The following is a 15,022-nucleotide window of genomic DNA, read 5'->3' on the forward strand; positions in this document are numbered from 1 at the left end:
CTATCCACCGGCTTGGACAAGACCAATGGCAATCCGCCTTGTTTGCGTCCCGCCATGGGGCTAACTTCATGACGATGGGTCATGGCAATGTCTCGACGGTCGGGTCGCCGGTCGATCCGCGTCCGATTGGACGATCTCTGGTCGACCAGCACGGCCGGACGATCCGCTATCTGCGGATCTCGGTGACCGATCGCTGCGACCTGCGCTGCCGCTATTGCATGTCGGAGCAGATGACCTTCCTGCCCCGCGCCAAGCTGCTCAGCCTGGACGAGATCGCGATCATCGCCGAACGCTTCATCGCGCGCGGCGTGACGCGTATCCGCCTGTCGGGCGGCGAGCCGCTGGTGCGTCGCGACGTCGCCGACCTGGTCCGCCGACTGGGCAGCCATGTCGGCCAAGGGCTCGACGAACTGACCATGACCACCAACGCGACCAGGTTGGCCGAGCATGCCCCGGCGCTGGTCGATGCGGGAATCCGGCGGATCAATGTCAGCCTGGACAGCCGCGATCCGGAACGCTTCCGCTATATAACGCGGCATGGCGACGTCGCGCAGGTGATCGACGGCATTCTGACCGCGCGTGATGCGGGACTGGCGATCAAGATCAACATGGTCGCGCTCAAGGACCTGAACGAGGACGAGATCGGATCGATGCTCGCCTGGTGCGTCGCCGAGGGTCTGGACCTGTCGTTGATCGAAACGATGCCGCTGGGCGCGATCGACGAGGATCGTGTCGACCGCTTCCTGCCCCTGACCAGGGTCTTCGACCGGTTGGTCGACGATTTCCCGCTCGTTCGCGCGGGCCATCGCACCGGCGGCCCGGCGCGCTACTGGCAGGTGGAGGGCACGGACACGCGGCTTGGCCTCATCTCCCCGCTCACCGCCAATTTCTGCGACGGGTGCAACCGCGTGAGGCTGACGACCGAGGGCAAGCTGTATATGTGTCTCGGCCATGAGGATCAGGTGGATTTGAAGGCGGCGCTTCGCGACGGCGGCGTCGCCGGGTTGGACGCGGCGATCGATGCGGGGCTGGCGGCCAAGCCCGCACGGCACGACTTCCGTATCGAGGCGGGGTCGGCGCCGGCGGTGTCGCGCCATATGAGCGTGACCGGCGGATGACCGTTCCCGTCCGGCGGGCACTGGTCGCCTCGCCCACCGCCCCGGCCCAGGCCGCGGTCGCCGACCTGTACAACAGCGCCGACTGGGTCGATTTCGACGACGCCGACTATGTCATCGCGCTGGGCGGCGATGGCTTCATGCTACAGACGCTGCACCGCATGCTCGAGCGGCGGCGCGGGCCGGTGCCGGTGTTCGGCATGAACCTCGGCACGGTCGGCTTTCTGATGAACGAATGGCGCAGTTACGGACTGGAGGATCGGCTCGCCCGCGCCAAGCCGTTCCGCGTGACGCCGCTTCAGATGACCGCGACCGGGATCGATGGCCGCGTCCACCAACTGCCTGCGATCAACGAGATTTCGCTGCTTCGCGAAACCCGCCAGACCGCCAAGCTGGAGGTGATGGTCAATGAGCGGATCGTGCTCCCCGAACTGGCCTGTGACGGGATATTGGCGGCGACCCCGGCGGGATCGACCGCCTATAATTTCTCGGCACAGGGGCCGATCCTGCCGCTCGGCTCGGCGCTGATCGCGCTCACCCCGATCAGCCCTTTCCGCCCTCGGCGCTGGCGCGGCGCGATCCTTCCCGACAAGGCGCGGATCGGAATCCGCGTGCTCGATCCGGGCAAGCGCCCCGTCTCGGCGGTCGCCGATCAGCGCGAGGTGCGCGACGTCGCGCAGGTCGATATCTGCATGGACCGGTCACGCGAACTGACGCTGATGTTCGACCCCGAACATGCGCTCGACGACCGGATCACCATGGAGCAGTTCGTCGCATAGCCGATGAATTTATCCACAGCTTTGGCGGCGGCGCTTACGCAAAACCGTCAAAAAAGGGGTTGCGGCATTTTTCCGGGTCTTTATAGGACCGCTCCACAGCGCCGGTACATTCCCTGATAGCTCAGCGGTAGAGCTCTCGACTGTTAATCGAGCGGCCGTAGGTTCGAATCCTACTCAGGGAGCCACCGGCGCCGTCTTCTCCCAGACAGCGCCAGCATAACCGATCACCCGTCGATCACATGCGGCACGAACCGCGCGGTGTTCGAGGTGATCAGCCCGTCCTCGCGGATGCCCATCCCCGCAGGCGCGCCGTCGACCACCCAGCTTCCGAGGACCGGGAAACAGCCCGGCGCCGCTTCCGGCAGGCGGTAGAGCGACTGGAAGATATAGCCTTCATCGCCATACACCCCCGCCGTCTCGGCCACGATGCTGCCCGCCCGGCGGATCGACACGTTCGCCCCTTCGCGCGACAGGAGCGGCTTGGCCACCGCGTCACCCTGCGGCACCGCGAAACTGGCTGGCAACAGGTTGGGATGGCCCGGAAACAGATCCCACAACACGGGCAGGATCGCCTTGTTCGACCAGATCATCTTCCACACCGGCTCGATCCAGATCAGGTCGCCGCGCTCCAGATTGTCGAGCAGGTGCGGCGCGAAATCCTCGCGCACCAGCCATTCCCACGGATAGAGCTTGAACAGGGCCTCGATCCGCACGTCCGCCTCGTCGACGAAGCAATGCGCGTCATGGTCCCAGCCGATCCGTTCCATCAGGATCGGCACCGTGCCGATCCCCGCCGCCTCCGCCGTATCGCGCAGATAGGCCGCCGTCACCGCATCCTCGCCCGCCAGGTCGGCGACATGCGCGACATGAACCGTCGCGGGCAGGTCCGGCGCGATTTCCCGCCAGCGCGCGACCAGCGCCTCATGCAGGCTGTTGAACTGGTCCAGCGCGGGGAAACATTCCTCCTTCCACGCCCATTGCACCACCGCCGCCTCCAGAAGCGAGGTCGGCGTGTCACAATTGAACTCGAATAACCTGGGCGCGTCGCCACCGTCGAACCCCAGGTCGAACCGCCCGAAATTCAACGAAGGCGGCTCCGCCTCCCAGGCCTCGCGGATCGGATCGTGAAAAGCGGCGGGAATGGCGAAACGGTTCAACAGCGCGGGATCGCTGACCACCGCTTCCCCCGCCGCCAGAAACAGACGGTAGAGTTCCCCCGTCGCCGCCTCGATCCGGTCGACCTCGCCGCGCGTGAAGCGATAGCAGGCGCTTTCGTCCCAATAGGGGCGCTGCTCGCCCTCGTGCCAGATCAGGCCCAGCGCTTCGACCCTGGCGCGCCAGTCGGATCGCGGCGACAGCGTTTCGCGGATCATGCGTGGATGCTGCCGAACCGGGCGGCCGAGGCGCCGAAGCCGCCGCGGCTGACCGCCGCCGCCCGCGTCATCGCGCTGCCGGCTGGCGCCGTCATGTAGCGGCCGCCCGATGCAGGACGGAAACTGCCGCCCGTGGCACGCTCGCCGTAGAAGGGGATGGTTCGACCGCGCCCGAGGAAATACCAGAAAGCCCCGCCCCCGCCGCCGACACGCGTCTGGCGACAGCGATCGTCGGGCAGTCGTTTGCCCTGCGCATCGGTGCAGATCGCGGTATCCTGATCGGCGGTCCAGCCGTCATCGGCATTGGCCCGGTTGCAACCACTGGCCAGCAGCGCCGCCGCCATCGCCGTCGTCCATTTCAAATCGAAAGCCATTCACGTCCCTCCCGTCGCCATCATGGTCCAGCCGGGGGGCGTTTGCCTAGTGGGCGAGAATGGTCGACGGGCAGCAAAAAGGGGATGCCTCCGGTTCGATCCGGAAACATCCCCTTTTGTCTTCAGCTGTTTAGGCTCAGCGGCAGCGAACCTTGCCGCGATCGATCGAACGACCGAGCAGCGCACCGCCGCCCGCGCCGAGCAGCGTGCCGAGCGTCCCGCCGCCGATCACGTTGCCGAGCACGCCGCCGCCGACCGCACCGACGACCAGACCCGTCGTGCCGTCGTTGCGCTTGCAATAGGTGCGGCCGTCACGGCCACGGAACACCTGGTCGTCGCGGTTCAGGCGACGCTCGCGATAATTTCCCTGCCGATAATCGCGCGAGGCATCCCAGTCGTCGCGGTCGCCGTGCCAGCGATAGTCACGATCCTGGGCGACCGCGGGCGTAGCGGCGATCGGGGCGGCGACGGTAACAACGGCCAACGCGGCGAGCAGAGCTTTCATGGCAGGTCTCCTTATCCTCAAGCGGGCACAACGCACGTCCTCCCGACCCGTTCAATTCGACTGTCATGACATTCCGGTCATCTGGTCCCGTCGCGACGCACTGGCACCGATCCCCGCGCTCGGGCATTGATCCCCCATGCGCCAAGCCACCACGCTCCTGTCGTTCGACACTCATGGTCAGGGCCTCACCGAGATCACCCGCCCCGTCTGCGCCTGGGTCCGCGAACAGGGCATGGACGAGGGGCTGCTGACCCTGTTCTGCCGCCACACCTCGGCCTCGCTCATCATCCAGGAAAATGCCGCGCCGGAGGTGAGGACCGACATCATCGACTATTTCGCGCGGATCGCGCCGGAGGACGCCCGCGCCTATGCCCATGACGACGAAGGGCCCGACGACATGCCCGCGCACCTGCGCGCGATCCTGACCGGCATTCACCTGTCCATCCCGCTGACTGGCGGGCGACTGATGCTCGGAACATGGCAGGGCATCTATCTGTTCGAGCATCGTCGCGCACCACATCGGCGACAACTCGCCCTGCACATTGCGGGGGCGTGAAACACTATTCATCGCTGGAGCAAAACCGTTCATCGACCGTTTTGGTGCGATAGGCTAAAGGACCGGTGCCGATCGGTACGGCCGAGCGGCAGGAAAGGAAGAAAAGTCCATGCAATTCGGTCGGAAGGTCGCGCTCGCCATGCTCGGCGCCAGCACCTTGATGGTCGCGGGATGCGCGACCGAAACCACCTATCGCCCTGCCACGGGTTCGGGCTTCTATCGTACCGGCTATTCCGAGCAGCAGGTCGAGCCCGGCCGCTTCATCGTCAGCTTCGCCGGAAACACCGTGACGTCGCGCGACACGGTCGAACGCTATCTGCTGTTCCGTGCTGCCGAACTGACGCTCGCCAATGGCTATGATTATTTCGTGATGGCCGACCGCGACACGCAGCTTCGGTCGCGCACCTATTCGACGCCCAGCGCCTTCGGTCCCGGCTTCGGCGGCTGGGGTGGCGGCTGGTGGGGCCCGTCGTGGCGCTATTACGGCCGCGGCTTTGGCTGGCGTAGCTGGGATCCCTTCTGGGGCGATCCGTTCTTCGGCAACAACATGGATATCAATACCATCGACCGCTACGAAGCGACCGCCGAGGTCGTGATGCGCAAGGGGCCGATCCCGCGCGACAATCTCCGCGCCTTCGACGCGCGCGCGATCGTCAGCACGATCGGGCCGACGGTCGTCCTGCCGAAGTAATCGCCCAGGCGCTTTTCGTCCTGCGAAGGGCGGTCACCGACGGGTGGCCGCCCTTTTTCGTTCGGGGGCTTGGCGCCCCTTACCCGCAGGACGCCGCCCCTTCTGACCCTCTCCCCTGGACAGGGGAGAGGGTCAGTGAAGCTCGCCATGATGAGAAATGCAAAAAGGCGGCGGACCGAAGTCCACCGCCTTTCCGTGCAACACCGAAGGTGACGATCAGGCGGTCACCGCCCCATGGCAATGCTTGTACTTCAGCCCGGAGCCGCACGGGCACGGCGCGTTGCGGTTGACGCGGCCTTCCCATTGCGCCGGATCGCTGCCCAGGTCCGCGCCCTCGGGCATCGGGATCTGCATCGGCGGCATCTGCGGCTGGAGCAGCCCGCGCGCGGCGGCGTCCCAGTCGTTGGTGTTGTCCTCGCCGGTGAACGGATCGAAATGCGAGGTGATGAAGTCGGGCAGCTCGGGCAGTTCCGGCGGCGCCTGGATCTGGAACTGCGCGAAGGCGATGGTGCGCGTCACATCCTCGCGGATATTGTCGAGCATCCGCTGGAACAGCGAAAACGCCTCGTGCTTATATTCGTTGATCGGCGTCTTCTGCGCATAGGCGCGCAGGTGGACGACCTGGCGCAGCGCGTCGAGTGTCGCCAGATGCTCCTTCCAGTGATGGTCGAGGTTCTGGAGCAGGATCGACTTCTCGACGCTCATCCAGGTCTCGGGCTCGAGTTCCTTGGACTTGGCCTCCACCGCCGCATCGGCCTCGGCGGTGACCCGCTCCAGCACGACCTCGGGATCGATCGCCTCTTCGGTCAGCCAGTCGTCGATCGGCGGCTCCATGTTCAGCAGGTCCTTGAGCTGCTGCTTCATCCCCGCCACGTCCCACTGCTCGGGATAGCTGTTGGGCGGGCAGGCCGCACCGACGATGGCATTGACCGTCTCGGCACGCATGTCGGCGACGACGTCGCCCACCGTCTCGGCATCCATGATGTCGGCGCGCTGTTCGTAGATGACCTTGCGCTGGTCGTTCATCACGTCGTCATATTCGACGACCTGCTTGCGGATGTCGTAGTTGCGCGCCTCGACCTTCTTCTGCGCGGTCTCGATCGCCTTGGACAGCCACTTGCTGCCGATCGCCTCGCCATCCTCGATGTTGCTGCGCATCATCTTGGCGAACAGCGTGTCGGGGCCGAAGATGCGGAGCAGATCGTCGTCGAGGCTGAGGTAGAAGCGCGACAGGCCCGGATCGCCCTGACGCCCCGAACGCCCGCGCAGCTGGTTGTCGATGCGGCGGCTTTCGTGACGCTCGGTGCCCAGCACAAACAGGCCACCGGCCTCCAGCACCTTCTGCTTCTCTTCCAGAATCTCGGCACGGATGCGCGTCGCCGCGGCATCATATTCGGGCGTGCCCTCGACCAGATCGGGATGTTCGTCGAGCATCCGGAATTCGAGATTGCCGCCAAGCTGAATGTCGGTGCCGCGACCCGCCATGTTGGTGGCGATGGTCACCGCGCCCAGACGACCCGCCTGTGCCACGATATGCGCTTCCATCTCGTGGTAGCGCGCGTTCAGCACCTTGTGCGGCACGCCCTCCTGCGTGAGGAACTCGCTCAGCAGCTCCGACTTCTCGATCGAGACGGTGCCGACCAGCACCGGCTGCCCCTTGGCGGCGTGGTCGCGGATCTTCTTGGCGATCGCCAGGAACTTGTCCTGCGTGTTCTTGTAGAATTCGTCCTCCTCGTCGACGCGCGCGATCGGCACGTTGGTCGGGATGGTGACGACGTTGATCTTGTAGATGTCGTAGAATTCGCCCGCCTCGGTGGCGGCGGTGCCGGTCATGCCCGAGATCTTCGGGTACATGCGGAAATAGTTCTGGAAGGTGATCGAGGCCATGGTCTGGTTCTCGGGCTCGATATTGACGCCCTCCTTCGCCTCGACCGCCTGGTGAAGCCCCTCCGACCAGCGACGCCCGTCCATCATGCGACCGGTGAACTCGTCGATGATGATGACCTTGTCGTCCTTGACGATATAGTCGGTATCGCGCTTGAACATCATGTTCGCGCGCAGCGCCTGGTTCAGGTGGTGAACGACCTGGGTGTTCTCGAAGTCGTACAGGTTCTCACCCTGCAGCAGCCCGGCCGCCTCCAGCAGGCGCTCGGCGCGCTCGGTGCCGTCCTCGGTCAGGATGATCGACTTCTGCTTCTCGTCCTTCTCGTAATCGTCGGACGTGAGCTGCTTCACGATCGCGTCGACGCCGATATAGAGTTCCGACTTGTCGTCGGTCGGGCCCGAAATGATGAGCGGCGTGCGGGCCTCGTCGATCAGGATCGAGTCGACCTCGTCGACGATCGCGTAGTTGAAGGGGCGCTGCACCATCGCCGAGCGCTCATACTTCATATTGTCGCGCAGATAGTCGAAGCCGAACTCGTTGTTGGTGCCGTAGGTGATGTCGGCATCATAGGCCGCGCGGCGCTGCGCATCGTCCAGATTGGGGATGATGACGCCCGTGGTCAGGCCCAGGAAGTTGTAGATGCGCCCCATGGTCGCCGCGTCGCGGCTGGCCAGATAGTCGTTGACCGTGACGACGTGCACGCCCTTGCCGGGCAGCGCGTTGAGATAGGTCGCCAGCGTCGCGACCAGCGTCTTGCCCTCACCGGTGCGCATCTCCGCGATCTCGCCGCGATGGAGGACGATGCCGCCGATCATCTGCACGTCATAATGACGCTGGCCCAGCACGCGCCTGGCGGCTTCGCGGACCGTCGCGAAGGCCTCGGGCAGCAGGCTGTCGAGCGCGGCACCGTGATCGAGCTGCTCGCGGAACTTGACCGTCTGCGCGGCCAGCTGATCGTCGCTCATCGCTTCCATATCGGGCTCGAACGCGGCGATCTTGGCGATCATCGGCTTGAGCGACTTGACGTAGCGGTCGTTGGACGAACCGAACAGGGACTTGGCGAGGCCGCCGAACATAAGCGATTTCCTGACTGATAACGTGATGGGGGCGCAGCCATGTCATGACGACGGCGCGCACGGGGCATTGGGGTGGGAAACGGGGTCGACGCCGTGGCCGACGCCAGCGCCTATTCGCGCCGACGGCCCATATAGATCGCGGCGATCGCGCGCGGTTCGGCCGCGCGAAACAGCGACAGCGGCACGGCCATCGCCAACAGCGAGGCGAGCGGCTGGACCGGCCGGGTGGCGGCGCGCGCGACGGCGGCCTGCTTGGCGGCGGCGGCGATGCTGCATTCGGCGACGACGCCCCGCGACTCCTGCGCACGCGTGCCGCCGACCGCGCCGGTCAGCGCGGACAAGAGAGCGGAAAGGAGCAGAAGCAGGTTCATGCGAGACGTGTCTTAGGCAGATACGCGCGGCACGTCCATCCGTTGCATGGTCTGGCGTCGCGAACGGGCCATCGTCCTGCGGCAAAACGGCTTTTGGTCGTTCCTCGGTCCCGCGGGGAGGGGCCCGGTCGCGCGATCGGCATTCACGGTCCGCCCGAGGCCCGTTCGCCCGGGATGAACGGAAGTCCGTTCCTTATCGGCATGGGGAGGCAGGACGCGTCGAACCGCCCCGCCACCGGCGATCGAGCGGGCGGAAGCGCTTGCTCCCTATCCATGCTCGGCTATGTAGCTTGCCCCTATGAGCACCGCCACCTCACCCCTCGCCCAGCCCTTCCCCGCGCTCCCCGCGATCGACGGCGTGACGCTTCGCGTCGCCCGCGCGCGGTACAAGAACTGGGACCGCTGCGACCTGACCTTCGTGACGCTGCCCGAGGGGACCAGCGTGGCGGGCGTGCTGACCACCAGCAAATGCCCCTCTCCCGAGGTCGAATGGTGCCGCAAGGCATTGGTCCTGGGTCAGGCGCGCGCGCTGGTCGTCAATGCGGGCAACTCCAACGCGTTCACCGGGCATCGCGGTCGCGCCGCGGTGGAGGCGATCGCCGCCCGCGCCGCGCTGGCGATCGGGTGCCAGCCGTCGGACGTGTTCGTCGCCTCGACCGGGGTGATCGGCGTACCCCTGCCGATCGACAAGGCAGAGGCCGGGCTGGACGCGGCGTTCGCGGCCCCGGCCTGTGGCTGGGAGGATGCCGCCGCGACGATCATGACCACCGACACCTTCGCCAAGGGCGCGACGACCACCGCCGTGGTCGATGGCCGGACGGTGACGCTGGCGGGGATCATCAAGGGGTCCGGGATGATCGCGCCCGATATGGCGACAATGCTGGGCTTCATCTTCACCGATGCCGCCGTAGCCCCCGAATTCCTGCAACGCGCCCTGAGCGGCGCCAATGGCCGCAGCTTCTCGTGCATCACGGTCGATGGCGACACATCGACCAGCGATACGGTCCTCGCCTTCGCGACGGGCCGCGCGGGCAATGCGCCGCTGGTCGACGATGAGAGCGACGGTGCCGACGCCTTCCGCGCGGCGCTGGCCGATCTGTGCCACCAGCTCGCCCTGCTCGTGGTGCGCGACGGCGAAGGCGCGACCAAATTGATCGAGATCCGCGTCGAGGGCGCGGAAAGCGACCGCTCCGCCCATCGCATCGCCATGTCGATCGCCAATTCGCCATTGGTGAAGACCGCGATCGCGGGCGAGGACGCCAATTGGGGCCGCGTCGTCATGGCGGTGGGCAAGGCCGGCGAACCCGCCGAACGCGACAAGCTGTCGATCCGCTTCGGCGAGACGCTGGTCGCGCGCGAGGGGCTGGCGGTCGAGGGCTATGACGAGACGCCGGTCGCCAGGCATCTGAAGGGGCGGGAGATCGCGGTCGGCGTCGACCTGGGCCTGGGGGACGGCGTGGCGACGGTTTGGACCTGCGATCTGACCCATGGCTATATCGCGATCAACGCCGATTACCGGAGCTGACGCGCATGTTGACCATCTGGGGCCGGATCAACTCGCACAACGTCAAGAAGGTCGTCTGGCTGGCAGAGGAAATGGGCCTTGCCTATGATCGCCACGATGTCGGCGGCGCGTTCGGGATGGACGAGGCCTATCGCGCGCTGAACCCCAATGCGTTGATCCCGACGATCGAGGACGACGGCTTCCTGTTGTGGGAGTCCAACGCCATCCTCCGCTATCTCGCGGCGACCCATGGCGGCGAGGCCTTCTATCCCGCCGATCCGCGCGCGCGTGCCTCGGCCGATCGGTGGATGGACTGGAATTTCACCTGGGCGGATGTGATCCGGCCGATCTTCTTCCAGTTGATCCGCACCGCGCCGGACAAGCGGGATGCCGACCTGCTGGCGCGCAGCGTGGCGCGGGCGGCCGACCTGTCGGCGATCCTGGACGATGTGCTGGGGCGGCAGCGCTGGTTGTCGGGCGAGGCTTTCGGCATCGGCGACATTCCGGTCGCGGCCTATGCCAATACATGGTTCCAGCTGCCGGTCGAGCGGCCCTCGCGGCCCCATCTCGAACGCTGGTATGCCGGGTTGCAGGCGCGGGCGCCGTTTCGTGACGTGGTGATGATTCCGTTGAGTTGACCCCACATTGAAGCCCCTCCCGCAAGCGGGAGGGGTTTGGGGAGGGGCGTGCCGCGAATGCTCGTCTCTGCGAGACCCCCTGCCCTCCCCCATCCCCTCCCGCTTGCGGGAGGGGCGTGACGTTTCGCTGGCGATGGGACTTGGCAATCCGTCCGCCCTCCCTGATACGGTGGGTCTTGCTGGCAAACAGTTCCACCGCTCTGACCTTGGCACGCCCCTCCCGCAAGCGGGAGGGGATGGGGGAGGGAACGGGGCCTCGCAGAGCCCCCCCGAAAGCCGCTTAGAGCGCGCCTTCCAGCCAAGCCTTGATCCGGCCCTTGGGCTCCGCGCCGACCTTGGTCGCGGCGGCGGCGCCGCCCTTGAACAGGATCATCGTCGGGATGCCGCGCACCCCGTAGCGACCCGGCGCATCGGGATTTTCGTCGATGTTCAGCTTGGCGATCGTCACCTGCTCGCCCAGTTCCTCCGACAGCTCTTCCAGCGACGGGCCGATCATCTTGCACGGTCCGCACCATTCGGCCCAGAAATCGACCAGCACCGGCTTGTCGGAGTTCAGGACGTCCGCTTCAAAGCTGGCGTCGGTGATCTGCTTGGTTGCCATGTATCTTCACTCCTTGGATTGGCTTCCATCTAGGACGCGCGCGTCGTCGGCTCAACCACCGAGCGCCAAGCTTTGCTCCCCGTCGCGATAGCGCGGCTTGTGCTCGGCGAGCAGTGCATCGGGAACCGTGACCAGGCGCGGCCCGGCGGTGTAGAGCAGCGCGACCGACACCGGCCGGCCCGGAAAGATCACCTCCAGCGCGGCGGCGTAACCCGCCATCTGCGCCAGATGGAATACCGGCACGTCATCGATCCCGCCCGGCGCGCGCCGCCCGGTCTTATAGTCGATCAACCGGATCGCATCGTCGCCGATCAGCAGGCGGTCGACGCGCCCCGACACGACCACGCCGTTGGCCAAGGTCGCCGCGATCGGCGCCTCCGCCAGCGATCCCGGTCCGAACAGCGGCGCGAAGGCCGGATCGTCCAGGATAGCGAACACCGCCGCCATCACATCGGTGCGCAAGCCTGCATCCACCACTCCCGCCGCTTGGACCAGCCAGCGCTCCGCCGCGCCACGCCGCTGCTCCGACGCGACGGGCGGCAGGCGTTCGAGCAGACAGTGGATCAGCCGACCCCGCTCCGCCGCCGCGCGCATCGCGGGCGTGGGTGGCGGATCGGCCACCATGTCGTCGCCCAGCGACGAAGGCGCGAGTGGGCGCGGCGGACGTGATTCCTGCGGTGCGGGCTGGCGCACCCAGTCGGGCAGGACGATCGCGGCACGCGGCGTCGGCGCGGCGGCACCGGGGCGCGGGGCGACGGCGTCGTGCGGGCTGGTCCCGCTGAACACCCGCGCCTGCCCGTCACCCGGCTCGACCTCGGCCACCCCGAGCGCGGTCATCGCGCGCGCGCAGGTCGCGTACCAGCTATGCAGCGGCGGCACCCCCGCCGCCCGCTTGCCGAGCGCGCCCGTGACGACCAGTTGCTCCTCGGCCCGCGTCGCCGCGACGTAGAAGAGCCGCCAATGCTCGGCCAGCTCGCGCGCGGCGATCTCGGCCGCCACCGCGTCGAGCGGCCCGCCCCGCTCGTCGGCACGCGGCGGGAAGACCGGGATCGGCTGAGCCCCCGGCTCCGGCGTCCAGCGCAGGATCGAGCGGGGCGCGGCGGTCGGGTCGGCGGTCGCGTCGGCCAGGATGACGAGCGGCGCCTGCAGCCCCTTCGAACCATGCGCGGTCATCACCCGCACGGCATCGAGCGGTGCGGACGGATCGCGCACGATCTCCACATCGCCGCGATCGAACCAGTCGAGGAATCGTTGCAACGATGGCGTCGTCGTACTCTCGAAGGTCAGCGCCGCGCCCAGGAGCTCCTCGATCGGATCGCGCGCCTCGCTGCCCAGCCGCCGGATCAACTTGCGGCGTCCGTCGAGCGGCCCCGACAGCAATTCCTCGAGGAACTGATAGGGCGTCGACACGTCGGCCCGCGCCAGCATCCGGCGAAGCGGCGCGAGATCGTCGGCCGACAGGGTTCGCGTCAAATGCGCCCAGAGCGACCCACGCTCGCGGTGACCCGCCGTCATCAGCCGCTCCTGAGACCAGCCGATCAGCGGCGAGACGAGCAGCGAGGCGAGCGACAGGTCATCGTCGGGCTGAAGCGCGAAGCGCACCGTCGCGAGCAGATCCTGCACCGCGAGCGGCGCGTTGAGCCGAAGCCGGTCGACGCCCGCCACCGGCACCCCCTCGGCATAGAGCCGCGCCACGATCAGCGAAGCGAGGTCGCCGCGCCGCTTGACCAGGATCATGATGTCCTGCGGCTCCAGTCGTCGGCCCTTGCTCTCCAGCATCATGCCGTCGTCGAGCCAGCGACGGACCACGCGGGCGATATCGGTCGCGACCTTGCGGACCGCGTCGTCGATCCAGCCCTCTTCATCCTCGTCGCTGCCGCCCGCCACGACCGGCGGCCAAAGGATGACGCGGCCCGGCCCCTTCACCTCGCTGGCATGGCGTTCGACCGCGCTGCCCATCCCCATGCCGGGCTCGCCCAGCGCATCGATCGCGGCGTCGACGAATTCCAGGATCGGCGTGGTCGAGCGGAAACTGTGGGTCAGCGACAGTTGATTGAACGGAAGCCCGCGTTCCTCGGGCGGCCACTCGTCATCACCGGCCACCTCGCCAGCGCGTCGCGAGAAATGCAGTTCGGCCGCCTGGAAGTTGATCGGATCGGTGCCCTGGAAACCGAAGATCGCCTGTTTGTGATCGCCGACCGTGAACAGCGTCCGGGTCGACGGCGCATAGAGACCGCGGCCGACGAAGAACTCGTCCGCCAGCGCACGCACGATCCGCCACTGATGCGCGTTCGTGTCCTGCGCCTCGTCGATCAGGACATGCTCGGTCACCTGGTCGAGCTTGTAGCGGACCCATTCGCCGATGCCGGGCCGCTCGAGCAGTTCGACCGTGGTGCGGATCAGGTCATCGAAATCGACCGCGCCGATCGCCCGCTTGGACAGGGTGTAAGCACGCGCATAGTCGCGCCCGACCGTCAGCGCGTCGGCCAGCAGATCGGCATGTCGCGCCCGCGCCGCGAGGCCGAGCAGATGGCGGCACGCCTCACCCAGTTCGCGTGCCATATCCTCATAATCGGGATCGGCGTCGGTCAGCTTCTTCGACGCCTTGCGCGGCTCGCCCTTGGCGGTGAAGACGGTGCCCATCAATTCCTCGAGCATCGCGACACGGGCGCTCCGATCGCCACCCACCCAGCGTTCCAGTATTGCCGCCGCCTTGTCGCCGGTCGCGGTCCCCCAGGCGCGATTGGCCCCGGCGAGCCGGACGACCGCGTCCTCGTCCATGTCGTCGACGCCCTCGGCGATCGCCTCATCGATATCGCCCGACGGCAGGTCGAGCGCGCGGCGGAGCCAGGGCTGGATACCCGTCGGCAGCGCCTCCAGCGCGCCAGGTGCGCGGGCGCAGGCGGCGAGGAACGCCTCCGCTCCGCCCTCGCCCAACCGCAACGACAGCGCGCCGACCGTTTCGACCGCACCGACCCGACCTTCGCGTTCGGCCGTCTCGAGCATCCGCGCCAGCGCCTCGCGCGCCAGCACCGCCTCCTCACGCGCCTCCAGCGGACGGAAGCCCGGCGCGAGCCCCGCCTCCACCGGGAAGGCGGCGAGCAAACCCTGGCAAAAACCGTGAATGGTCTGGATACGAAGGCCGCCGCCCGGCGCGTCGAGCACGCGCGCGAACAGCGTCCGTGCCCGCTCGCGCCGTTCGGGCGACGCGGCTTCGCCCAGTGCCTTCAGGTCGGCATAGAGCGCGGTCTCGGGCATTCGAACCCAGGCCGCTAGGCGGCCGTTGATCCGCTGCGCCATCTCCGCCGCGCCCGCCTTGGTGAAGGTCAGGCACAGGATCGCCTCCGGCGCGACCCCCGCCAGCAACAGGCGGAACACGCGCGCGGCCAGGACCTGGGTCTTGCCCGTCCCCGCCGATGCGGACAGCCAGACATGCGCGGCAGGGTCGCTCGCATCGGCCTGCGCGCCTTTCAGCGGGGGCAGGTTGGACATGGGCCGGGCGCTCATGCCGCCCCACCCCGTTCATCCTGAGCGAAGTCGAAGGCCACGTCGCG

At 67.3% G+C, this 15,022-nt stretch carries 13 protein-coding genes and 1 tRNA gene; 7 read left to right on the forward strand and 7 right to left on the reverse strand.

The annotated features are described in order from the left end of the window. The first annotated feature begins 74 nt into the window (after positions 1–74). From moaA to LRP66_RS06825, 3 genes are all read left to right on the forward strand, one after another. Complete coding sequence (moaA, locus tag LRP66_RS06815) at positions 75–1,118, forward strand: GTP 3',8-cyclase MoaA (protein ID WP_230481843.1); 1,044 nt, start codon at positions 75–77, stop codon at positions 1,116–1,118. Further along, positions 1,115–1,894 carry an NAD kinase gene (locus LRP66_RS06820; RefSeq protein WP_230481755.1) on the forward strand — a complete coding sequence of 260 codons (780 nt, stop codon included), beginning with the start codon at positions 1,115–1,117 and terminating at the stop codon, positions 1,892–1,894. Before moaA ends, LRP66_RS06820 begins: the two co-directional genes overlap by 4 nt. A gap of 110 nt (positions 1,895–2,004) precedes the next feature. Next, positions 2,005–2,079: transfer RNA gene (locus LRP66_RS06825), tRNA-Asn, on the forward strand. A gap of 39 nt (positions 2,080–2,118) precedes the next feature. On the opposite strand, the gene LRP66_RS06830 is transcribed toward LRP66_RS06825, so the two are convergent. The 3 genes from LRP66_RS06830 to LRP66_RS06840 form a co-directional block, all read right to left on the reverse strand. Continuing rightward, on the reverse strand, positions 2,119–3,267 hold the full coding sequence (locus LRP66_RS06830) for a glutathionylspermidine synthase family protein (RefSeq protein ID WP_230481756.1): 1,149 nt from the start codon (positions 3,265–3,267) through the stop codon (positions 2,119–2,121). Then, positions 3,264–3,641 (reverse strand): hypothetical protein, encoded by a 378-nt coding sequence (locus LRP66_RS06835; RefSeq protein WP_230481757.1) that lies wholly within the window; start codon positions 3,639–3,641, stop codon positions 3,264–3,266. Before LRP66_RS06835 ends, LRP66_RS06830 begins: the two co-directional genes overlap by 4 nt. 136 nt (positions 3,642–3,777) lie before the next feature. Beyond that, positions 3,778–4,146: a glycine zipper 2TM domain-containing protein gene (locus LRP66_RS06840; RefSeq protein ID WP_230481758.1), complete on the reverse strand. Its 369-nt coding sequence runs from the start codon at positions 4,144–4,146 to the stop codon at positions 3,778–3,780. A 136-nt stretch (positions 4,147–4,282) separates the two neighbouring features. Here LRP66_RS06840 and LRP66_RS06845 point away from each other — a divergent pair, with 136 nt between their 5' ends. After that, the gene (locus tag LRP66_RS06845) at positions 4,283–4,702 is read left to right on the forward strand and encodes a secondary thiamine-phosphate synthase enzyme YjbQ (RefSeq protein WP_230481759.1); all 420 of its coding nucleotides are present in this window, start codon (positions 4,283–4,285) and stop codon (positions 4,700–4,702) included. Between the two features lie 109 nt (positions 4,703–4,811). Next, positions 4,812–5,393 (forward strand): CC0125/CC1285 family lipoprotein, encoded by a 582-nt coding sequence (locus LRP66_RS06850; protein WP_230481760.1) that lies wholly within the window; start codon positions 4,812–4,814, stop codon positions 5,391–5,393. A gap of 216 nt (positions 5,394–5,609) precedes the next feature. Here LRP66_RS06850 and secA read toward each other — a convergent pair whose 3' ends face one another. Beyond that, a complete protein-coding gene (gene secA, locus LRP66_RS06855; RefSeq protein WP_230481761.1) occupies positions 5,610–8,354 on the reverse strand; it encodes a preprotein translocase subunit SecA in 2,745 nt (914 codons plus the stop codon). A gap of 110 nt (positions 8,355–8,464) precedes the next feature. Beyond that, positions 8,465–8,725, reverse strand: a complete 261-nt coding sequence (locus LRP66_RS06860; protein ID WP_230481762.1) for a hypothetical protein — start codon at positions 8,723–8,725, stop codon at positions 8,465–8,467. Between the two features lie 298 nt (positions 8,726–9,023). Between LRP66_RS06860 and argJ the strand changes: the two genes are divergently transcribed. Next, positions 9,024–10,250 carry a bifunctional glutamate N-acetyltransferase/amino-acid acetyltransferase ArgJ gene (gene argJ / locus LRP66_RS06865; RefSeq protein ID WP_230481763.1) on the forward strand — a complete coding sequence of 409 codons (1,227 nt, stop codon included), beginning with the start codon at positions 9,024–9,026 and terminating at the stop codon, positions 10,248–10,250. A gap of 5 nt (positions 10,251–10,255) precedes the next feature. Continuing rightward, a complete protein-coding gene (locus LRP66_RS06870; protein WP_230481764.1) occupies positions 10,256–10,867 on the forward strand; it encodes a glutathione S-transferase family protein in 612 nt (203 codons plus the stop codon). 280 nt (positions 10,868–11,147) lie between these two features. On the opposite strand, the gene trxA is transcribed toward LRP66_RS06870, so the two are convergent. Both trxA and addA read right to left on the reverse strand, forming a co-directional pair. After that, on the reverse strand, positions 11,148–11,468 hold the full coding sequence (trxA, locus tag LRP66_RS06875; RefSeq protein ID WP_230481765.1) for a thioredoxin: 321 nt from the start codon (positions 11,466–11,468) through the stop codon (positions 11,148–11,150). 51 nt (positions 11,469–11,519) lie between these two features. Next, positions 11,520–14,975: a double-strand break repair helicase AddA gene (gene addA, locus LRP66_RS06880; protein WP_230481766.1), complete on the reverse strand. Its 3,456-nt coding sequence runs from the start codon at positions 14,973–14,975 to the stop codon at positions 11,520–11,522. Positions 14,976–15,022: the final 47 nt, after the last annotated feature.

It is taken from the genome of Sphingomonas sp. Leaf21 (assembly GCF_916858675.1).
Taxonomy (GTDB): Bacteria; Pseudomonadota; Alphaproteobacteria; order Sphingomonadales; family Sphingomonadaceae; genus Sphingomonas.